At 37.8% G+C, this 21,067-nt stretch carries 25 protein-coding genes and 1 pseudogene; 15 read left to right on the forward strand and 11 right to left on the reverse strand.

Translation table 11 applies throughout. From position 1 onward, the window contains the following. The 3 genes from P767_RS17700 (at window position 1) to P767_RS0110485 (ending at window position 1,435) form a co-directional block, all read left to right on the forward strand. Window positions 1-303: a putative quinol monooxygenase gene (locus P767_RS17700; RefSeq protein ID WP_051417295.1), complete on the forward strand. Its 303-nt coding sequence runs from the start codon at window positions 1-3 to the stop codon at window positions 301-303. A gap of 9 nt (window positions 304-312) precedes the next feature. Continuing rightward, a complete protein-coding gene (locus P767_RS0110480; RefSeq protein WP_026764458.1) occupies window positions 313-840 on the forward strand; it encodes an RBBP9/YdeN family alpha/beta hydrolase in 528 nt (175 codons plus the stop codon). Between the two features lie 136 nt (window positions 841-976). Further along, on the forward strand, window positions 977-1,435 hold the full coding sequence (locus tag P767_RS0110485) for a sugar phosphate isomerase/epimerase family protein (RefSeq protein ID WP_157611486.1): 459 nt from the start codon (window positions 977-979) through the stop codon (window positions 1,433-1,435). On the opposite strand, the gene P767_RS0110490 is transcribed toward P767_RS0110485, so the two are convergent. Then, window positions 1,421-2,410: an IS30 family transposase gene (locus P767_RS0110490; RefSeq protein ID WP_026750616.1), complete on the reverse strand. Its 990-nt coding sequence runs from the start codon at window positions 2,408-2,410 to the stop codon at window positions 1,421-1,423. The genes P767_RS0110485 and P767_RS0110490 overlap by 15 nt on opposite strands. Window positions 2,411-2,475: 65 nt before the next feature. Here P767_RS0110490 and P767_RS0110495 point away from each other — a divergent pair. The 3 genes and pseudogenes from P767_RS0110495 to P767_RS0110505 all read left to right on the forward strand — a co-directional run. Beyond that, window positions 2,476-2,802: pseudogene (locus P767_RS0110495) on the forward strand (sugar phosphate isomerase/epimerase family protein); the annotation flags it as partial. 9 nt (window positions 2,803-2,811) lie between these two features. Beyond that, a complete protein-coding gene (locus P767_RS0110500) occupies window positions 2,812-3,285 on the forward strand; it encodes a nuclear transport factor 2 family protein (RefSeq protein ID WP_026764461.1) in 474 nt (157 codons plus the stop codon). A 9-nt stretch (window positions 3,286-3,294) separates the two neighbouring features. Beyond that, complete coding sequence (locus P767_RS0110505; RefSeq protein ID WP_026764462.1) at window positions 3,295-3,639, forward strand: nuclear transport factor 2 family protein; 345 nt, start codon at window positions 3,295-3,297, stop codon at window positions 3,637-3,639. A gap of 13 nt (window positions 3,640-3,652) precedes the next feature. Here the strand turns inward: P767_RS0110505 and P767_RS0110510 are convergent, their stop codons facing one another. Next, entirely contained in the window at window positions 3,653-4,159 is a 507-nt protein-coding gene (locus P767_RS0110510) for a membrane protein (protein WP_026764463.1), read from the reverse strand. Between the two features lie 155 nt (window positions 4,160-4,314). On the opposite strand from P767_RS0110510, the gene P767_RS0110515 reads away from it, so the two are divergent. The 3 genes from P767_RS0110515 to P767_RS16770 are packed head-to-tail and all read left to right on the forward strand — an operon-like array spanning window position 4,315 to window position 6,348. Continuing rightward, window positions 4,315-4,953 carry a hypothetical protein gene (locus P767_RS0110515; RefSeq protein WP_026764464.1) on the forward strand — a complete coding sequence of 213 codons (639 nt, stop codon included), beginning with the start codon at window positions 4,315-4,317 and terminating at the stop codon, window positions 4,951-4,953. After that, complete coding sequence (locus P767_RS0110520; protein ID WP_026764465.1) at window positions 4,950-5,249, forward strand: winged helix-turn-helix domain-containing protein; 300 nt, start codon at window positions 4,950-4,952, stop codon at window positions 5,247-5,249. The genes P767_RS0110515 and P767_RS0110520 overlap by 4 nt, the downstream gene beginning before the upstream one ends. Before the next feature lies 1 nt (window position 5,250). Continuing rightward, entirely contained in the window at window positions 5,251-6,348 is a 1,098-nt protein-coding gene (locus P767_RS16770; protein ID WP_051417296.1) for a hypothetical protein, read from the forward strand. Here the strand turns inward: P767_RS16770 and P767_RS0110530 are convergent. The 6 genes from P767_RS0110530 to P767_RS0110555 form a co-directional block, all read right to left on the reverse strand. Further along, window positions 6,319-6,954, reverse strand: coding sequence for a class I SAM-dependent methyltransferase (locus P767_RS0110530; protein WP_026764466.1), 636 nt, complete (start codon window positions 6,952-6,954; stop codon window positions 6,319-6,321). The genes P767_RS16770 and P767_RS0110530 overlap by 30 nt on opposite strands. Before the next feature lie 3 nt (window positions 6,955-6,957). After that, window positions 6,958-8,103: a serine hydrolase domain-containing protein gene (locus P767_RS0110535; RefSeq protein WP_026764467.1), complete on the reverse strand. Its 1,146-nt coding sequence runs from the start codon at window positions 8,101-8,103 to the stop codon at window positions 6,958-6,960. A 33-nt stretch (window positions 8,104-8,136) separates the two neighbouring features. Further along, the gene (locus P767_RS0110540) at window positions 8,137-8,853 is read right to left on the reverse strand and encodes a 3-ketoacyl-ACP reductase (protein WP_037351740.1); all 717 of its coding nucleotides are present in this window, start codon (window positions 8,851-8,853) and stop codon (window positions 8,137-8,139) included. A gap of 9 nt (window positions 8,854-8,862) precedes the next feature. Then, window positions 8,863-9,957, reverse strand: a complete 1,095-nt coding sequence (locus tag P767_RS0110545; protein ID WP_026764469.1) for an alkene reductase — start codon at window positions 9,955-9,957, stop codon at window positions 8,863-8,865. An 11-nt stretch (window positions 9,958-9,968) separates the two neighbouring features. Further along, complete coding sequence (locus P767_RS17705) at window positions 9,969-10,454, reverse strand: NAD-binding protein (RefSeq protein ID WP_051417297.1); 486 nt, start codon at window positions 10,452-10,454, stop codon at window positions 9,969-9,971. 96 nt (window positions 10,455-10,550) lie between these two features. Next, window positions 10,551-11,126 (reverse strand): Crp/Fnr family transcriptional regulator, encoded by a 576-nt coding sequence (locus P767_RS0110555; RefSeq protein ID WP_026764470.1) that lies wholly within the window; start codon window positions 11,124-11,126, stop codon window positions 10,551-10,553. Window positions 11,127-11,172: 46 nt separating this feature from the next. Between P767_RS0110555 and P767_RS0110560 the strand changes: the two genes are divergently transcribed. The 3 genes from P767_RS0110560 to P767_RS0110570 are packed head-to-tail and all read left to right on the forward strand — an operon-like array spanning window position 11,173 to window position 13,008. Further along, window positions 11,173-11,832, forward strand: a complete 660-nt coding sequence (locus P767_RS0110560) for a hypothetical protein (protein ID WP_026764471.1) — start codon at window positions 11,173-11,175, stop codon at window positions 11,830-11,832. Continuing rightward, complete coding sequence (locus P767_RS0110565) at window positions 11,829-12,353, forward strand: GNAT family N-acetyltransferase (RefSeq protein ID WP_026764472.1); 525 nt, start codon at window positions 11,829-11,831, stop codon at window positions 12,351-12,353. Before P767_RS0110560 ends, P767_RS0110565 begins: the two co-directional genes overlap by 4 nt. Before the next feature lies 1 nt (window position 12,354). Then, window positions 12,355-13,008, forward strand: coding sequence for a hypothetical protein (locus P767_RS0110570; protein ID WP_026764473.1), 654 nt, complete (start codon window positions 12,355-12,357; stop codon window positions 13,006-13,008). On the opposite strand, the gene P767_RS0110575 is transcribed toward P767_RS0110570, so the two are convergent. Together P767_RS0110575 and P767_RS19065 are read right to left on the reverse strand one after the other, a co-directional pair. Then, on the reverse strand, window positions 13,005-13,751 hold the full coding sequence (locus tag P767_RS0110575; RefSeq protein ID WP_026764474.1) for an acyl-CoA desaturase: 747 nt from the start codon (window positions 13,749-13,751) through the stop codon (window positions 13,005-13,007). The genes P767_RS0110570 and P767_RS0110575 overlap by 4 nt on opposite strands. A 19-nt stretch (window positions 13,752-13,770) precedes the next feature. Then, complete coding sequence (locus P767_RS19065; protein ID WP_026764475.1) at window positions 13,771-14,388, reverse strand: acyltransferase; 618 nt, start codon at window positions 14,386-14,388, stop codon at window positions 13,771-13,773. A gap of 184 nt (window positions 14,389-14,572) precedes the next feature. Between P767_RS19065 and P767_RS0110590 the strand changes: the two genes are divergently transcribed. From P767_RS0110590 to P767_RS0110600, 3 genes are read left to right on the forward strand one after another with little or no spacing between them, the layout of a single operon-like run. Beyond that, on the forward strand, window positions 14,573-15,727 hold the full coding sequence (locus P767_RS0110590) for an efflux RND transporter periplasmic adaptor subunit (RefSeq protein WP_051417298.1): 1,155 nt from the start codon (window positions 14,573-14,575) through the stop codon (window positions 15,725-15,727). 7 nt (window positions 15,728-15,734) lie between these two features. Further along, complete coding sequence (locus P767_RS16780; RefSeq protein ID WP_051417299.1) at window positions 15,735-18,911, forward strand: efflux RND transporter permease subunit; 3,177 nt, start codon at window positions 15,735-15,737, stop codon at window positions 18,909-18,911. A gap of 10 nt (window positions 18,912-18,921) precedes the next feature. Next, window positions 18,922-20,358 carry a TolC family protein gene (locus tag P767_RS0110600; RefSeq protein ID WP_026764477.1) on the forward strand — a complete coding sequence of 479 codons (1,437 nt, stop codon included), beginning with the start codon at window positions 18,922-18,924 and terminating at the stop codon, window positions 20,356-20,358. 2 nt (window positions 20,359-20,360) lie between these two features. On the opposite strand, the gene P767_RS0110605 is transcribed toward P767_RS0110600, so the two are convergent. Beyond that, complete coding sequence (locus P767_RS0110605; protein WP_026764478.1) at window positions 20,361-21,005, reverse strand: response regulator transcription factor; 645 nt, start codon at window positions 21,003-21,005, stop codon at window positions 20,361-20,363. Window positions 21,006-21,067: the final 62 nt, after the last annotated feature.

The following is a 21,067-nucleotide window of genomic DNA, read 5'->3' on the forward strand; positions in this document are numbered from 1 at the left end:
ATGACTAAGTATATTCTTTCTTTGCTCTTCATTACTGGAATAATAATCCTGCTTTCGGTTGATTCAAAAGCACAGACCACAAAACCCATCTATAGAATTGCAAAAATTAAAGTAGATGGAAACAAACTGGAACAATATAAATCTGCCTTGCAAGAGCAAATGAACGCAGCCATAAAACAAGAGCCAGGTGTATTATCTTATACCGCAGTGTCTGATAAAAAGGAAACTGTTAAGGATATGGTTTTGTCTTTAGAGTTAATTGATACGGATTTAATTGCAAGAGCCAGAAAAAAAGAATTTTAAATACTTGATATGACAAATTATTTAATTGTTCCTGGACTGGGAAATTCAGATCCGGATCATTGGCAAACCTATTTTGAAAACTCCGCTCCAAATTTCACCAGAATACAACAATCAGATTGGGATACTCCGGCCTGCGAAGACTGGATAAAAAATATTGATGATATGGTAACTTCATTTGAGCCATCCTCCATCGTTTTGATAGGACACAGTTTAGGCTGTTCTGCAATAGCACATTGGGCAGTAAAGTATAAAAGGGAAATTAAGGGGGCTATGCTAGTTGCTCCAAGTGATTTAGAGGCACCCAACTATACTTTTCCTACAAAAGGTTTTTCACCCATCCCACTGGAAAAATTAGGCTTCAACTCTATTGTAGTGGCAAGTTCAAATGATATTTGGGTTTCTTTAGATAGGGCTAAATATTTTGCCTCCAGTTGGGGTAGTGAATTTATAAATATTGGAGAAGCAGGGCATATAAATGTCGCTTCTGGTCATACAAATTGGGAAGTGGGATTGATGATTCTGAAAAGGTTAGGATAATTAACGCCTGTAGGATATTTTTATAATACAATTTATGAAAACACGCAGAGACTTTTTACAGTTAACTTCAATGGGTATAATGGGGACTTGTTTGCCTGAGAATTTTAATTTCTTGGGATTAAGCCAAAAAAAGAAAATGTCTGTTCAATTGTATACAATCAGGGATCATATTGCAAAAGACTTTAAAGGCGCAATTAAAAAATTATCTGAACTGGGATTTGAAAATGTTGAAACAGCATTTTGGCCTAAAGGAATTAGTCTGAACCAAGCAGCTGCAGTTTTGAATGAAAATAATTTAAAGGTAAGTTCTTGTCATATTGAACTTCCGATTGGAGAGTATCAGAAAACATTTCTAGAAACAGCCAAAGTGTTTAATTGTAAAAACATGATATGGCATGGGTGGCCGGAAGACAAGCTATATAGTAGCATAGAAGGAACAAGAGAGCTTGTTAAAATCTACAATAATGCAAACAAATTTGCAAAAGCAAATGGGTTGAGTTTTGGCTTACACAATCATTGGTGGGAGTTTAGAAATAAAGTAGATGGAAAATTTGTTTATGAAGTTCTCAGCATCAAGTTTTTAACGCAACAATAGTTCTTTAAACTTTTCTTTTGGTGTTGACCAGTCAAGCGTTTTTCTGGGCCTTTCATTTAAGAGCTTTTGAACATGCTTGATTTCCTTCCTTGTAAACTTACTAAAATCAGTTTGTTTAGGGAAAAAGTCGCGGATCAACATATTAGTGTTTTCATTGGTTCCTCTTTGCCACGGGCTATGAGGATCACAGAAGTACACCTGCATATTTGTTTCTTTGGTAAAGAGTTTGTGTTCGCTCATTTCTTTACCTCGATCATAGGTTAATGTTACAGTCATTTGACTGGGTAATGTTTTTAGTTCTTTGGCAAATGCTTTTCTTACAGAAGGTGCATCCTTTGCTTTTAATGGTACAAGGATAACGGTTCTGGTAGTTCGTTCCACAATAGTCCCAATCGCACTTTTGTGATCTTTACCCATAATCAAATCGCCTTCCCAATGACCAGGTATGATTCTATCTTCTACTTCCTTTGGACGTTCATGGATACTAATCATATCAGCTATTTTACCCCTTGCGTCAGTTGCTAACTTGCGGTTCTTCCGTAAACGTTTCTTCTGTCTCAGATAGCTGATCAGCTCCTTGCGGAGTTCACCTTTGGGTAACATGTAGAGATAAGTGTAAATAGTTTCGTGACTGGCTTGCATATACTTCTTTGTTGGGTAACGCTTTTTTAACTCCATACTAATTTGCTGGGGTGACCAGCGGAGTTTCAGCTTCTCAACAATAAAGCTATACAGTTTTGGTGTTGTAGCAATCCTGCATTTATCATTCCTTCGCCGGGATAGATAATCCGCACAATGCTGAGCTAACCATGGCTTGTACCTACTTCCAATGTTGGTAAAATGCTTGACCTCTCGACTAATAGTGCTTACCTGTCGGTTTAAACTATTAGCTATGAATCGTAAACTTTTGCCCTGTGAAAGGTATTGGCCTATCATTTCCCTTTCATCGATACTTAACCTTTGATATTTATTCATTACAACAATTTAACTTAGTTAAACTGTTGCGTTAAAAACTTGATGCTGAGGTTTTATTAGAAGAACTAGATAAAGATATTTTTTTTGAAATTGATATTTATTGGGTAAAAGTAGCCGGGCATCAACCAGATAAAATCATAAAACAATTCGGGGACAGGGTTAAACTTATGCATATAAAAGATGGCCCGGCAGAATTTAATCAAAACCTAATTAGTGATAACCCGGACCCAATGACTCCTTTAGGAAAAGGGACACTAAATCTTCCTGCGATTTTTGAATCGGCTCCTGCTGGTTGTGAATGGTTTGTATTAGAGATGGATACCTCTGCCATTGATGTTTATGATGCTTTAAAACAGAGTATTGAATATATGAAATTGGTAACATCTTACTAAATTGTGCTAATGAAAAGAACCATCGTATTATTTATTTGCCTTTCATTTTGTTTCTGTTCATTTGCTCAGAATAATAATGAAAAAAAGATAACAGATAAAGAATCTGTACTATACAAAAAAATCTCACAATTGGATAGTGAATTGTTTGCTGCTTACAATTCAAAAAATCTGAATCAGATGAAAACCTATTTTACTAAAGATCTTGAATGGTATCAAGATAATGGTGGTCTTATTGATTTTGAAAAAGTATTCACTAATTTCCAATCCATATTTAACAGAGAATATACACTTACCAGAAGCCTTATTAAAGAATCGCTCGAAGTTCATCCCATAGAAGGATACGGTGCCATTGAAGTGGGTAGTCATCAGTTCAGTCATATTGAAAACGGGAAGCTAGAAGTTGGCACTTTCAAGTTCTTGATGATTTGGAAAAATGATAAGGGGAATTGGAAAATCTCTCGTGTAATAAGCTATGATCATTAATTCACAAATATGAGACCAAAGGAAATTCTACAACAATGGGTTGAATTGTTCAATCAATATGATTTTGAGGGACTTGCTGAGTTATATGCAGAAGAATGTACAAATCATCAAACACCCAATGGTATAGTAAGTGGTAAAGAAAATATTAAGCAAATGTTTAAACAAGAGTTTGAGCAATTTGAAATGGTTTGTATTGTGGAAAATATTTTTGAAGATGGCAATGTGGGTATGCTGGAGTGGAAGGACCCTAAAGGCTTAAGGGGCTGTGGCTTTTTCTGGATAGAAAATGATAAAATCATTTACCAAAGAGGGTATTGGGATAAATTATCTTTTATAAATCAGCAGGCTAAATAAAGCTATATTTTTCTCATACAAAAAGTAGTACCAAAGTAAGAATCACGCCAGCAATTGTAAATAAGATCCCCTTTTTAAAAATTCGGGTGCCTGGTGCAAACATCCAGAAAGTAGAGATTACAAAAAACATTAGCGACACACCGAAAAATATATTGAGATAAAACAAGGGATGCTTGGTGTTGGCTTTGTGAAAATTATTCATCTTACTGATAATAAAAGGCAATTCCTTTACAGTATAACTAGCTTTTCCTGTTGATACTTGATAGCTCCCTTGCTTAAAAAATGCCATGTCGCCCTCTTTATTCAAAAACTTCAACTCCTTCACCTTAATTGCCTTGCCCAAAGATTCCTCATCAAGATTAGGTTCTACAATGGTTATTTTATGCTTTTCCTTTTTTAGGAAATCCGTGTTTCTGAAGATAAGAATTATACCACTAATAGAATAAATGGCCATGATTCCTGCCAGAAAAAATCCCAGATAACGATGGTAAACACGCATTTTGGTTGAAGCCTTGCTCATTGATACTTTTATAATTGAGTCGCGAAACTAAGCGCAGGTGTTTAAGCAGACTAACGCAAACAGGAATTCCGTTTACGAAATCAGTAAAGAAAAATTTGGCAAGATTAGAAAAACGCTTTTACTTTGTATTTCAAAGTACTTTTAAATATATCAAAATGAGCAAACAAGAAGAACAGCTGGATGCCATACAAGACATTAAAAGGCTAATGGAACGCTCTTCCAGATTTTCAGCCTTGAGTGGCCTTTCCGGAGCAATTGCAGGTCTGCTTGCCCTGATTAGCAGTTTCATCACCTTTACTATATTGGAAACCCCTTTGGGCGAACCTATATCTTATGCAGACATATGGTCAGCATCAACAGAATCATTAACAGAAAAAGGAATACTAATTCTGATTAATCTGGGAATTTTATTGTTGCTCGCTTTCGGAATTTCAGCCTATTTATCTGCGGTGAATGCCAAAAAACAAGGGGCAAGTCCATTCGATTTAACTGCGAGAAGAATGTTATTGAACTTTTCGATACCATTACTGGCTGGAGGTATATATTGTGCGATTCTATTAGTGCAGGGTCATATTGAATTGGTACTACTTGCTACCCTTCTGTTCTATGGAATGGGTATGCTGAACGCAGGCAAATACACCATTGATCTGATGCGCTATTTGGGTATATGTATGATTGCACTCGGACTACTGGGTTCATTTTTTACTGCCCATGGTTTAATAATTTGGACAACAGGGTTTGGGTTTTTACATATTGTATTTGGACTCATTATCTACTATAAAAACGAAAAGTGAAAAACCGAATAGAAAATTTGAATAAGGCTTTCGAGAGTAGGGTTCGTTTGGGCATCATGTCTGTTTTAATGGTAGCAGATGAGATTGATTTTGTTAGTCTGAAAGAGCAGCTACAAGTTACAGATGGAAACATAGCCAGTCATATTACCGCCCTGGAAAAAATGGCCTATATAAAAGTTGAAAAGAAATTCATTGGAAAAAAACCAAATACAACTTACTCAGTTACGGCTCAAGGTAAAAAAGCATTTAAAGAGCATATCAACGCACTTGAAAAATTAATCAGACAAACACTTTAAAATGGAAAACAAGACCATAAAATTATCCAGCAAACAATATGTAGAATTGTTTCTTATTTCCTGCGGGATTATCATTGCAACGTTTATAGCTAAAATACCTCAGTTTTTTGGACTGACAGAAGACGAATATTACGCAAAGAACCTGTCATTCATTATAGTTCCTACTTTAATGGCCTACTTTATCTGGAAAAAAGAAATCGATTTTAAAAAAGCAGCTATCGCATTAGTGGTTATAATTCTTTCATGGGTGTACATGAACTTATTGCCTTCAGTTGAATCAAATGATTCTCTGATTTTGGCCTGCATGCATATGCCTATTCTTGCATGGACAATACTGGGTTTTATTTACATAAAAGGAGAAGTAAAAAATTCAAAATTAAAAATTGAATATCTGATATATAACAGCAATCTGGCAGTAATGTCGGCAATGCTAGTAATTTCCGGATTTATTTTTTCCGCATTAACCATTGGCATGTTTAACCTGATTGAAGTTAAGATTGAAACATTTTATTTTAACTATGTGGTTATAACAGGTCTATCTGCCGTTCCCTTAATTGCCAGTTATCTGGTAGAAAACAATGCAGGATTGGTAAACAAAATAACGCCACTGATTGCCAAAATTTTCACACCCCTGGTATTAATCATGCTCACCATCTTTACGATTACCTTATTCGCAACAGGTAAAAGTATTTACAGTAATAGAGATTTTTTACTCATTTTCAATCTGGTATTGATAGGGGTGATGGCTTTGATTCTATTCTCGGTTATTGAAGCCAACAAACTAAAAGATAATAGAATAAATACGATTCTGTTACTGCTGCTGTCAACAGTTACCATTATTGTGAATGGAATAGCCTTGTCTGCTATTCTCTTCAGACTATCGGAATTTGGCGTCAGTGCAAACAGGATAGCCGTACTGGGTGCCAACCTGATTATATTTACCAATCTTATTTTGGTTTTCTTTAAACTGGTTAAAGCAACTAAAAAGAAAGATGCCATTGAAGAAGTTGCCAACACAATTGTTTCTTACTTGCCTGTCTATGGTGGCTGGGCATTTATTGTTGCTTTTTTATTCCCCCTTATATTTCAATACAAATAACCCTATCGTTACTTCCGTTCCTTCATTTTGAACCGCAATCAATTCCTGTTCCTGAATGAACAAAGAAAAATAGGTAACAAAAGAACTTGCATTAATGCGGTAAGGGGTTGCTAATAAAATAGTGACCCCTTTTTCCAAATAAGAATTCACTATTAATTTTAATGATTCAAAATCCCTCTCATCGTAATTTATATCACTTAGCAAAAGAATATCTGCGGGAATATCTCCGGCATAATTATTCCAATCCAGTTCCAATGCTTTTACATTTTTACATCCAAGAGCATCAATGTTTATTTGCATCAGCTCCACAGCCTCTTTGGCATAATCGGTTATGATTATTGAAGATGCTGTTTTGGCAGCAAAGAAAGAAGGCAATCCAATACCAGCACCCAGTTCTAATACCTGTTTCTCACGAATTAAATCCGGATATCTCTTCAAAAACCAAAGCATTGCCAGAGAAGATGGCCAGCATTTTGCCCAGAATGGAAATTCAGTTTCGGTATTATTCAAAAGCAATGTTTCATAGGTTGCTTTTAATTTATCCGGATCCGGAATAGTTAAACTCAAATCAGGGGAAAAAGAAAAGTCAATTACCGGATACACCATCGTTTACTGAATCACAATATTTTCATACAATATATTGGCAACCTTTCTTAGTACTTTGTTGAATCCATTTTCGTACGCCGGATCAGATCCGTTGGTAATAACAACTATACCAAACTTTTCTTTGGGGTCAAAAAACATGATGCTATACAATCCATAAGCGGAACCTGTATGCCCAACCAGTGTTTTTCCTTCTATTAAATTAGATGTTTTTGACAATGCCAATCCATATTGTTCTTTTTCAGAATACATGGTTTGCATTTTCCTGGAACTCCTCTTTGCAATGATTCTTTCACCCTTATACTTACCGTAATTAGCGTGCATCATCATATACTTTGCCAAATCAGGGGCGGATATTTTCATGCCCCCGGTTGGAGAAAAAATGGGGGTTGAATAGCCAAGCGTATAAGCTTCAAGTTCTTTTTTACGGGATGCATAAGCGCCTGAAGAAAATATAAACTTTGCTGAGTCTCTGTTGTAGTCGTAAATCTGTGCAAACTGCTCATTATCAAATTCATCTACATTATATCCTCCGAATAAGCTGAGTGGTTGCAGAATATTTTGTTGTATGTATTTATCGAATCGTATTCCTGAAATCCTTTCTAATATTGCACCTGCCATATTGTAATTCAGGTTACAATACTGATATCCGGAATCCGGAGCGTAGGAGTTGTAACATTTTCTCCAGTTAGCATTTTTGGCCGGATTAATGGCATCCAGACTAAAATATCCCTGACTGTCATTGATAGAAGAACGATGAGACAAGATCATTTTTAAAGTGATGGGCTGCTCGGGAAATGAAGGATTTCGTACAATAAATCCAACGAGTGGGCTGATATCGTCATCCAGGGATACTTTCTTTTTCTCAATCAGCTGCATGATGGCTGTTGCAGTAAATGATTTGGAGATGGATGCAATTCTGAACAGATGACTGGTAGATAGCTGTTCACGGGTTTGTTCATTTTTATATCCATATGCATTCGTGAAAACCACTTTATTGTTTTTAACCACTGCTACAGACAATCCCATAACTGGGGTTTCCTTCATTATGGCTAAAATAGAAGAGTCTGCTTTTGAATATTGCGCACTTGCCTCAGGCAGGTGAATCAAAAGCAGACTCAGGCTAAATAAAAGATATTTAAATGGGTGCATCTTTACCGCTTTAGGGTGATAGGATGCATAAATTTAAGGGTTGGTAGACCAAATTGAACTCTCTTTTACAAAAACCCTTCTGTTTAATTTTAATTGTGCAATAATCAATTCTGCAAAATCTTCCGGATGCATCAAGCGCTCTTCATTATTGTTAATTAAATTAGCAGAGTGGGCCAATTCTGTAACCACTGTACTGGGAGCCATTGCTGTAACCCTGATATTGTACTTTCTTACTTCCTGCATTAGGGACTCTGTTAATCCCATTACACCAAACTTAGAAGCACTGTAGGCACTGGTGGTTGCCGCTCCCCTTAATCCGGCAGTAGAAGACACATTTACAATATCTCCTGTAAGGCGTTTCATCATTTGTGGTAAAACGGCTCTGGTAGTGTAATACACACCAAACAGATTTACTTTAACCTGTTGCTCCCATACTTCCGGACTAAGATCCAGAAACTTTCCGAAAGTTCCGGTTCCGGCGTTATTAATTAAAATATCAATTGGGCCTAGTGCAGCTTCTACTTTTTCAACTGCCCAATTTACTGCGTTAATATTACTGATGTCTGCAGTTGCAATAATCGATTTAACCCCTAAGGCAGTAATTTCTGCTGCAACCTGCTGCAGGTCAATTTCTGATCTTGCCATTAGTCCAACATGAACACCTTCCTTTGCCAATGCAATGGCGATTGCTTTTCCAATTCCCTTTCCGGCACCAGTTACCAATGCCACTTTATTCTGTAATGATTCCATTATAATTATTTAAGCGGTTAAAAAAGGATAATCGGTATATCCCTTTTCGCCGGGTGTATAAAATGTTTGTGTATCTACTTCGTTTAATGCAGCACCTGTTTCAAATCTTTTTACTAAATCAGGATTAGCAATGAAAGGAACACCAAAGGCAACCAAATCAGCATCTCCGGCTTCCAATACCGCAGTTGCTGTTTCTTTATTGAATCCTCTGTTAATGATTAAAGTGCCCTTGTAAAGCGGTCTGAAATGCTTGGCTACTTCTGTAACAGCAAAAGGCAAATGATCTACCGGCACAAAAGGCTCTGTTAAATGCAAATAAGCCAGACCATAATCATTTAAACGCTTTACGATGTATTCGTGGGTTGGAATAGTGGTTTCGTCCATAGCAATTCCAAACAATCCGTTTAAGCTTGGACTTAAACGAAGTCCTACTTTTTTATAGTCGATTACTTCTTTGAATGCATCCAGAATTTCAAACAAGATTCTTGCTCTGTTTTCAACCGTACCCCCGTATTCGTCTGTTCTCTGGTTAGAAGTAGCATTAAAAAATTGTTGCAAAAGATATCCATTGGCTCCGTGAATTTCAACTCCGTCAAAACCTGCTTTAATGGCATTGGCTGCAGCATTTTTAAAATCCTGAACCGTTTGCTTAATATCTGCAATCGTCATTTCACGAGGAGCTACTGTATCGGTAAAACCATTTTTTGTGTACGACTTTTCATTGGGATTTAAGGCTGACGGCGCCAATGGTAATGCTCCATTATGAAAATCAGGATGAGACATTCTGCCCACATGCCACAATTGAACAAAGATCTTGCCTCCATTTTCATGAACAGCTTTGGTAACCAGCTTCCAGCCCTCTACCTGTTCTTCACTGTAAATTCCCGGCACATTAATGTATCCCACACCCCAGGTGCTAACCGGAGCGCCCTCTGTAATGATTAACCCTGCAGAAGCTCTTTGTGCATAATATTCTGCCATTAATGCATTGGGAACAGCCCCGGCATTGTCTGCTCTGCTTCTGGTCATTGGGGCCATCACTATTTTGTTACTCAACGTTAAATCTGCCAACTGATAAGGCGTAAATAAAACACTACTGCTCATATATATATTGATTAAATTAATGACTTTTTAAAAATGGGTTTCAATCCACACAAATGGATAATTTCTCCTGTAACAGACAAGGCCATTTCATCTTTCCCTTCTACAATAGCTGCTGTATTTCCCCAGTCTACTAACATGAACTTGGCATAGGGAAGTTTATGCTGAAGATGCTGCATTGAATTGTTCTCCGGGCGTATTTGAATTACAATTTTACAAGTGGTGAATTCATTAATTCTTTCTGCAATCAATTGCTGCTCGGCTTCTTTTTCAACAGCAATGATAACAATATCGGCCTCCCAGGAAGCTTCTTTACTGCATTCAAGTAGGGTAATATTGGCAGCAGGATTATTGGCCTGAATGGCTTTTTGTACCTTATTCAATGCTTCCTTGTCGGCATCCATTAATAAAACAGGGTATTGTCCGGAGATACTATTGGCAATTCGCTGACCTACATCTGAATTAGCACCCAGTATAGCTACAATATTATTATACTGCATCTTTCTTAATTGAAATGCAAAATTAGCTTGCCATTATTTTGTTGCCATTGAGATAAAACAAGAAATAGTATTGACCTATATCAATCAAACCATTGTCTATTGGGTTATTTTCCGTTTGATACGACTGAGCGTTTCCGGGGTGATGCCCAGATAAGATGCTATTAAATTCTGGGGGATTTTCTGAACCAGCTTTGGATTATTGGCTAAGAGGTGCAAATATTTTTCTTCCGCAGAATAAGCAAGCGATTGAATTAATCTTCGTTCTTTGGAGATGATATTGTTCTGGAACAAGATTCTGAAGTACCGTTCCATTACCGGCACTTTTAAAAGCATTTCTTCAAAGCCCTGAAAGCTGATCAGTAACAATTCTGATTCCTCTATGGCATCAATAAAATAGGTGGATGGTTCCACTGAAAGAAAGCTGAGAATATCAGCCATCCACCATCCCTCCCAGGCAAAATGAATCATATGCTCCGTACCTTTTTCATCTACGCTATAAGAGCGTAATAGTCCTTTTTCAACAAATGCTAGGTGCTTACATACGTCTCCCTCTTGCAATAAATATTGCTTTTTTCTTATCTTTTTGGGTGAAAAAAAGGTTTTAACAAGGTTTTGTTCCTGTTCGGAAATCAAGACTTTATCTTTAACCTGAGAAAAAAATACTTCGAACATTACATCAAAGCTACACTAATAAGATTGACTAATTAAATAGGAACATATGAAAAAAGTATTTCTATGCCTGATTGGCTTCCTGGTATTAAACCAGGGTCGTGTTTGGGCTCAATCCTGGACACCTGAAGAACAGCTTGAACTTTTCGGATATTGTGAAAAACAGTTTCTGATGAAGGAATTAGGTATTTCGGAAGAGACTGCGAATAAAGTTGGGCAAATCAACTACTGGGCAACCTTACAAAAAATTAAAATTGAGGCAAATACCAATGATACTTTCGTTACAGTGAATGAAGTAAATCAGGAAGTGCTTAAAAAGTACAAAGCCATTTCCATTACAGGAGATAAGGCAAAGTCTATCCTAAACAGGGCTTATGCCAGTGGATGTGCCATTACCCAGCTAAATCAGAACAATGCTTATGATACACTGTCAAAAGCACAGCTAGTAACCAGCTATAAAACAAAATACCGGAAAAAATTAATTGATCAGTTGGGTATCAACGGAAGACAGGCTGATATGATTATTGATGCGGAAGCATGGAAACAAAAAGAAAGTTTATTGGTTGCCCAGATACCCATTACAGATTTTAACAGGATTCGTAAAACCGTAATCCTAAATAATGAATACGCCAGAAAAATTGTGATGGCAGATATTAGTGAATCCCAAAAAGAACAGGCCATCCAGTTTTTTATTCAGAATCAGTTATGAGTATTTACACTTTAAAAAAATTAGTGCTCTCCGACCTGCATGATTTACAGGAAATCAGCAGAACTACTTTCAAAGAAACTTTTGAAATGCATAATTCTGCTGAAGACCTGAATAAGTACCTTCACGAGCAGCTTTCTATAGATAAATTATCTAAAGAAATACAGAATCCGGAATCTGCATTTTATTTTGGTGAAAGAAACAATGAAGCAGCTGGATATCTTAAGTTGAATTGGGGTTCTGCGCAAACGGAATTAACTGACCCACTTGCTTTTGAAATTGAAAGGATTTATGTGTTAAAACCATATCTTGGTAAGGGAATGGGGGCTTTTTTAATGGATGCTGCTCTTGAAATTGCCTACAAAATGAAGCCGGTTTACATTTGGCTGGGTGTTTGGGAGAAGAACGAAAAAGCCATTCGTTTTTATGAGAAATATGGTTTCAAAGTATTTGGCAGCCACTTATTTACCCTGGGTAATGATATACAAACCGATTTATTAATGAAACTTGAAAATAACCAATAACATGAAAACAATCTTCGCAGTTCTGCTTACCCTTTTCATTGGCTTTGAATCTCAGGCACAGCAAACCATAAAGGGTTCTTTCAGAAGTAAAGAAAACCCTGATATTGTTTATAGTTTAATGGACGGATATTTTGTAGAAACCAAATTCAATGTAAGCACCAAAGCTTTTGAATATACCTGGGGAGGGCCCTATACAAAAGAAGGAAACAAATTAATGGTGTTGACACATTTTGATTCAAGAGATAAATCGGTAGTGGGCAAAACCAGGGAAATACCTTTTAATACCAAAAGCCTGGAATCAATTGATAAGGGAGAAAACGCTTTAGCCGGTAACTGGCGAATGAGCGGAAGAAAAACCGGAGAACAAATTACAGAAAACCCGTTGAGAGCCAGACGAACTTATAAATTACTTAGCGGAACACGTTTTCAGTGGTTTGCTATTAATATTGAAACGGGTGAATTTTCCGGAACAGGGGGAGGCACTTATCAATTTATCAATGGTAAATACACTGAGAACATTGAATTCTTTAGCAGAGATAGCAGCAGAGTGGGCGCTTCCTTACAGTTTTCAGCAAAAATAGAAGAGGGCAAATGGCACCATAGTGGCATGAGCTCTAAAGGTGATGCCATTTATGAAATCTGGACCCGTGATTAATTATTTGCTTTAATGGGAACCAGTTTAATCATTCCCAGCCGGTGAAATACCTTAATGATTGGATAACAAGGATCAAACTCCCACCACTTATTGGCAAAATTGGGTCTTGCACCTGCATGGTGGTGATTGTTTTGGAATAATTCGCCCATCATCAGGAAATCAATGATCAGCGTATTCTTTGAATGGTCTTTTTCACCAGGATAATTCCTGTAACCATATTTGTGGCCAGCCCAGTTTACTACAGCACCCTGAATAGGTCCTATTAAAAAATGTATAGGTAAAAACAAATACATCCACCACTCGGTTGCAAAGAAGTAATAGAAAACAACATACCCAGCGGCAAAGAAAATTCTGGTGAACCAGCTATCCGCTATTTTATCAATAACAGGATATACCGGAAAATTTTTATCGAATTTTTTTTCAATGGGCATGGTTCCTTTTAATACACCGTGATAAACTTTTTTTGTATGCCACATCATAGAAAAAACCTCTCTGAAAAAATGAGGTGTATGCGGATCTTTTTCGGTATCGCTGTAAGCATGGTGCATTCTATGCAAAATGGCATAGGCTCTGGCATTTAAATACGAAGTTCCCTGAGTAACCCAGGTATAAATATACCAGAAGGCTTCCCAGAATTTATTCATAGTGAACATCTTGTGTGCTGCGTATCTGTGCAGATAGAAGGTTTGTCCGAAAAGAGATAAGTACCAATGTAAAACTAAAAATATCAATATGGCCGTCATAGGATGCGCAAGATAATTCCTAAGAAGACTTCTCCCAATTCTTTGTTTCGCTGTTGTATTGTTTTAAAATTTTTGCAGGGTTTCCTCCAACAATTGAATAAGGAGGAACATTTTTAGTTACAACAGAACCTGCAGCTACAATAGAATGTTTACCAATGGTTACACCTGCAACAACTACTGCATTGGCACCAATCCAGCAATCTTCCTGAACAACAATTGGCGATGTGGTTTCTTTTTGGTTTTTAATTGGAATATCCGGATCGGCATATCCGTGATTTAATCCGGAGAGAACAATGTTCTGTGCCATGATGGTATTGGCTCCAATAGTTACCGGACCAATAATGGTATTGCTTAAACCAACATGAACATTCTCTTCAATATAAACATCGCCTACCATATTATTAACACAACAGAAATCTTCAATTACCGCATTCTTACCCAGGAAAAACATTTTCCAGGGTGCCAGATCCAGTCTGGCGTTTCCTCTAACCACCGATTTACGGGAAACTTTATGAACAAAAGGGTTAATGAAGAACCTTACCCAAAGTCTGCAACCTGGACTGTTTGTCGGGACCATCATCCAGTAAACCCATTTCTTTAGCTTAGAATTTGTTTTAATACGTTCAATAAAGCTCATAGTATAAAAATATCATCTGTTCTGTTATATGCCAATTTTAATTTAATAAGATCAGGTTTTAAGCAAATAGTATCAAAAACCAGATTTCACCGAAAAAACAAGCTCAAAACCACCATTTATAAAAGCAGGGATTAAAAAAACATTAAAATGGTATATTTGCAGATTATTCAACTCAAAATAAGACATGAAAATCACCTTTTCAAGCCCTATTAAAGGTATAGCTCCTTTATTAATCTTTAGTGTTTTTGGATTAGCAGCATGTGGAAACAAGGAAAATAATGGAACAGCAGAGCTGATTCCCAGTTTACCAGTGGTGGAAGTGGTGCAAAAAGATACTGTTTTACAAACAGATTATGTTGCCGATATACAGGCGGTGAAAAATGTGGAAGTCAGGGCAAGGGTGCAGGGTTTTCTTGAAAAAATCTTCGTGGATGAAGGCCAGGAAGTGAAAAAAGGACAGCCCATGTTTCAAATTAATGACCTTGAATACAAGACTGAACTGGCCAGAGCAAAAGCTGCCGTGTCTAATGCAATGGCAGAAGCAAAAGCAGCTGAACTGGAACTGGGAAGAACAAAAATTCTGGTTGAGAAAAATGTGATTTCAAAAACTGAATTTGAATTGGCTGCTGCAAAAGTTGCTGCAACCAAGGCAAAAATAGAAGAAGCGCTTTCTGCTCAAACCAGTGCAGAAACCAAGCTTTCTTACACTTTTGTAAAGGCCCCATTCGACGGTATCATCGACAGAATTCCATTAAAAATGGGAAGCTTAATTGATCCGGGTGCACTTTTAACAACCATATCAGATGTACACAATGTATTTGCCTATTTTAATATTTCAGAAAACGAATACTTACGTTACAGAAAATCAATTACAAAAGGTTTAAAAGAGGAACGCCTGATTCATTTAATGTTAGCAGATGGTACTGAATATGCGTATACCGGTAAAATTGAAACCAGTGATGGTGAATTCAATGAAAATACCGGTGCTATTGCTTTCAGGGCCCGATTCCCGAATCCCAATAAGTTATTAAAGCATGGTGCTTCTGGTAAAGCAAGACTAACTACAGAAGTTGACAATGCGATTATTATTCCCCAAAAAGCAACGTTTGAAATCCAGGATAAAACCTTTGTTTTTGTTGTTGACAAAGACAATATGGTTCAAACAAGGGCATTTAAACCTGGCAGAAGAGTTGCACAATATTATATAGTTGAAGCAGGATTGAAACCTGGTGAAAAAATTGTTTACGAAGGTGTACAAAGTATCCGCCAGGGTGCAAAAATTAAACCTGTCAAAATGAATTTAGACAGCTTAATGCAAACTGCTTTAACCATCAACTAATTGAATCATGTTAGAAACTTTTATTAAAAGGCCAGTCCTTTCACTGGTTATTTCTATTATAATTACCTTACTGGGAGTATTGTCCTTATTTACTTTACCCATCACCCAGTTCCCGGATATCGTTCCTCCTTCTGTAACCGTTACTGCAAAGTATACCGGTGCCAATGCGGAAGTTTGTGCCAAAGCCGTTGCAACCCCATTGGAAAGGGCCATCAATGGTGTGCCTGGAATGACGTACATGTCTTCCGTTTCCAGTAACAACGGGATTACTTTAATTACCGTAGCATTTAAAGTGGGAATTGACCCTGACGTTGCTGCCGTAAGTGTTCAGAACAGGGTAAGTACCGTTCTGGATGAGCTTCCGGAAGAAGTAATTAAAGCGGGCGTTACCACCGAGAAAGACGTAAACAGTATGTTGCTCTATCTCAATGTAATGAGTGAGGATACGGCTGCTGATGAACAATTCATTTACAATTTTGCTGATATTAATATTCTGCAGGAGTTAAAACGTATTGATGGGGTAGGTTTTGCAGAAATCATGGGACAGAAAGAATATTCCATGCGCGTATGGTTGAAGCCTGATCGAATGCTGGCTTATAACGTGTCTGCTCAGGACGTAGTAGATGCACTAAGAAACCAGAACGTAGAAGCTGCCCCTGGTAAAACCGGTGAAAGCTCCGGAATGAATCCACAGAGTCTGCAATATATCTTGCGATATACAGGTAAATTTTTTGAACCCAATCAATACAAGAATGTAGTTGTAAGAGCAGAGAACAACGGATCTATCTTATACCTTAAAGACATTGCTGATATTGAGTTTGGTGCCATGACCTATAGCATGATTTCTAAAACAGATGGTAAGCCTTCGGCCTCCATCATGTTAAAACAGAGACCCGGCTCCAACGCAAAAGAAGTAATTACCAAAGTAAAAGCCAGAATGGCCGAATTGAAGGAAACTTCTTTTCCTCCCGGCATGAAATACAATTTTGCCTATGACGTATCCAGGTTCCTGGATGCCTCTATTAAAGAAGTATTGAAAACATTAATTGAAGCATTTATCCTTGTATTCATTATTGTATTTATTTTCCTTCAGGACTTCCGCTCAACATTGATACCTGCATTGGCCGTGCCTGTGGCATTGATTGGTACGCTTGCATTCATGCAGGTGATGGGATTCTCCATTAATCTTTTAACGCTGTTTGCATTGGTATTGGCGATTGGTATTGTAGTAGATGATGCCATTGTGGTAGTAGAAGCCGTCCATGTTAAAATGGAAGAACAGCACCTGAATGCAATGGATGCTACATTGGCTGCTATTAAAGAAATTGCGAGTGCGGTTATTGCCATTACGCTGGTAATGTCTGCTGTATTTTTACCTGCTGCATTTCTGAGTGGATCTGCAGGAGTATTCTACAGACAGTTCTCTTTAACACTGGCCGTGTCTATTGTAATTTCAGGTATTAATGCCTTAACACTTACACCGGCACTTTGTGCATTGCTTATCAAAAACACACACGGACAACCCAAGAGAAAAAATCTATTGGGCAGATTTTTCAATTCATTTAACAATGGATTTTCAAAAACCGAATCAAAGTACAAACAGATTGTAACCTGGATCAGTGGAAGAAAACTGGTAACCCTGGGAATGCTGGCGGTATTTTTTGTTGGTACTGCCGGAATTAATCAGGTATTACCCAGCGGCTTTATCCCAACAGAAGATCAGGGTATTATTTATGTAAACGTTTCCGCACCGGCCGGTGCAACTGTTGAAAGAACAGAAAACGTATTAGTTCAATTGGAGAAAGCCATTAAAGATATTCCTGCTGTTGAAAATATCACAACATTAAGCGGGTATAGTTTAATCACAGAAGCTGCAGGTGCTTCCTATGGTATGATGATGATTAACCTGAAACCCTGGAAGGAAAGGGACATGACGGTTGCTGAATTAATCCCTGTTTTAAGAGATAAGACCAGTAATATTAAAGATGCCAATATTGAATTCATGCCTCCGCCAACGGTACCAGGATTTGGTAATACCAGTGGATTTGAATTGCGCATCATTGATAAAACCGGTACAGGTGATTTGCAGCAAACTGCAGCGGTAACCAATCAATTAATTGAAGACATTAAAGCTGCGGGTGTCGTAGGTTCTGCCTATACCGGATTCGATCCTAGCTTTCCCCAATACATGATCCATATTGATTATGATATGGCAGCCAAAAAAGGAGTTACAGTTGATAATGCCATGACCGACCTGCAAACTTTAATTGGTAGTTATTACGCAACCAACTTTATCCGATTTGGGCAGATGTATAAGGTAATGGTTCAGGCCTATCCCAACTTCAGGGCTAAACCAAACGACTTAATGAATTTGTATGTTAAAAACAATAGAGGCGAAATGGTTTCCTATGCTACTTTCATTAAACTGGAGAGAGTATACGGACCAGAGCAGTTAACCAGGTATAATATGTACAATGCTGCCATGGTAAACGGAGATGCCAATAAAGGATTTAGTAGTGGTGAAGCCATTGCTTCGGTTGAGCAGGTAGCCAAAGAAAAACTACCCCGTGGATTCAGTTATGAGTGGTCTGGTATTACCAGAGACCAGATTGCCTCCAGTGGTCAGGCTGGCGTAATATTCCTGGTATGTTTAATTTTCGTTTACCTGATTCTTTCTGCTCAATACGAAAGTTTCATTATGCCATTTTCGGTTATCTTATCCTTACCCACAGGAATTTTTGGTGCCTTCCTGGCATTGAAAACTTTGGGATTGGAAAACAATATTTATGCACAGGTGGCCCTGGTTATGCTGATTGGATTATTGGGTAAAAACGCCATTCTGATTGTAGAGTTTGCCATGCTGAGAAGAACACAGGGATTCAGCATTATGGAAGCTGCTAAAGAAGGAGCTGTGTCTCGTTTAAGACCCATTCTAATGACTTCTTTTGCATTTATTGCAGGATTGATTCCGCTGGTGATTGCATCGGGTGCAGGTGCTATCGGAAACCGTTCTATTGGAACAGCTTCTGCCGGAGGAATGTTGTTTGGAACCATATTCGGGGTGGTGATTATACCAGGCCTCTATGTAATTTTTGCACAGCTTTCCGAAAAACTTTCCAAAAAGAAAAGTCCGGCTACAGTAGTGCCGGTGATTGATCATCCTGAACAATTATCAGACAGATAGAAAATATATTATGAAGAATAATTTTCAATTTTTACTATATACAGGTATTACAATCATGGCTATTTCCTGTGCCATGCCCAAACCTGTAACCATCAATAAATCTGAGATACTTCCTGCGGCTTTTCAGCAATCAACAGATAGTGCAAGTATTGCAACCCTTCCTAAGAAAACTTTTTTTCCTGACCCTTCTTTACAGGAACTGATTGATACTGCCATTGCCAATAATGCGGATATCAGAATTGCAGTTCAAAGAATTGCATCTTCAAGAGCAGGTTTGGGAATAGCACAGGGCTTAACAAAAATCGGACTGGATGCGGTAGTATCTACCGGGGTTGACAAATTCGGAGACTATACCATGAATGGTTTGGGTAACTATGATATGAACCTTTCACCGAATATTCGGAAAGATCAACAGATACCACTGAATATGCCCGATATGTTTCTGGGTTTCAGGAGTAGCTGGGAAGCAGATATCTGGGGCAAATTGTCTAATCAGAAAAAAGCAGCCCTAAACCGATACCTTGCAACTGAACAGGCAAGAAAATGGGTAACCACCCAATTGGTAGCACAGGTAGCAGAATTGTATTACGAATTACTGGCTTTGGATAAAGAACTGGAAATTTTACAACGAAATATCAAGCTTCAGGAAAATGGAGTTGAAATAGTAAAAGTTCAAAAAGCAGGCGGAAGAGCTACAGAATTAGCAGTACAGCAATTTACTGCGCAATTATTGGGCACCAAGAGTATGCTGAATGTAATGAAGCAAAGGATTACCGCAACTGAAAATTTATTAAGTGCTATTTCCGGCAAATACGATTTCAAAATTAAAAGAGGGGTTGGAATTACCGACTTACAATTACCTGCAGCTATACAAATTGGCATTCCTGCTCAATTGCTGGCGAACAGACCGGATATTAAAGAAGCAGAATACTTACTGGAAGCCGCCGGAGCCGAAGTAGAATCGAGCAGAAAAGCATTCCTGCCTTCTTTGAATATCAGTGCCTACACTGCCTTGAATAGTTTTAAATCTTCGGTATTGTTTAGTCCTCAGTCATTAACTTATGGATTGTTGGGAGGATTGGTTACCCCGGTGCTCAGCAAAAACATGTTGAAAGGAAATTATCAACTGGCAAGTGCCGCTCAACAGGGAGCATTTGAAATGTACAGAAAGCATATTATTTATGCCTACCACGAAGTACAAACCAATCTAAGCGGGATTGATCAGTACAATAAAATCTATGACCTTAAAGTACAGGAAACAAAGAGCTTACAGGCAGCTGTAGCTTCTTCCAATGATTTGTATATGGGTGGTGCAGCTACTTATCTGGAAGTAGTAACTGCACAAAGAGGTGTGCTGGAAGCCGAGCTGGATCAGATCAACTCTAAGAAAACTGTATTTGTTTATTTAATCAACTTATACAGATCCTTAGGAGGTGGCTGGAACTAATTTCAGGCATGGTGATAAAGGCCATTCTGTATAGCATAGGTAACAATTCCTGCGCTGCATTTGGCCCCCAGTTTACCCATGATTCTGATTCTGTGTCCTTCTACCGTTCGCTTACTCAGGTGTAACTCACTGGCAATTTCCTTACTGGTTTTTTCATTGCAAATGCGTTCAATAATCTGAAGTTCCCGTTCAGTAAAGTTGGCGGAAACCTTTGTAGGTAATTGATAATTATTGCTTACAATATAACTTAAACACTCTGCACTGATTTTGCAGAAATAATGTTTGTGCGCATAACAGGTCTGTATAGACTCCATGATTTCTGCCTCCCTGGCTTGTTTGGAAACAAAGCCCATTGTTCCTGCTTCCAGTAATTGATACATCAACTGATGTGTAATCTGATAAGATAAAAATATCACAGCTGTTTCGGGTGAATGAATCAATATATGTTTGGTAATTTCCGGGGAGTCAGATTCCAGATCTATTAATACTACATCTGGCTTGGCCTCTACTATATCATTTACCCAATTATCTTTAAACTCATTGTTTCCAACCAGTTTAATAGTGGGGAAAGCCTGGAGTACTGTTTTTAAACCAAGCTTGTACATCATTTGATTATCGGCGATGAAAACGGTAATCGTTGTTTGCATAAAATTAGTTTTTAGTGAAAAGGGATATCTAAATTCTTACGATAATTAAGGATTCACAATAG

Source organism: Sediminibacterium salmoneum NBRC 103935 (assembly GCF_000511175.1).
Taxonomy (GTDB): Bacteria; Bacteroidota; Bacteroidia; order Chitinophagales; family Chitinophagaceae; genus Sediminibacterium; species Sediminibacterium salmoneum.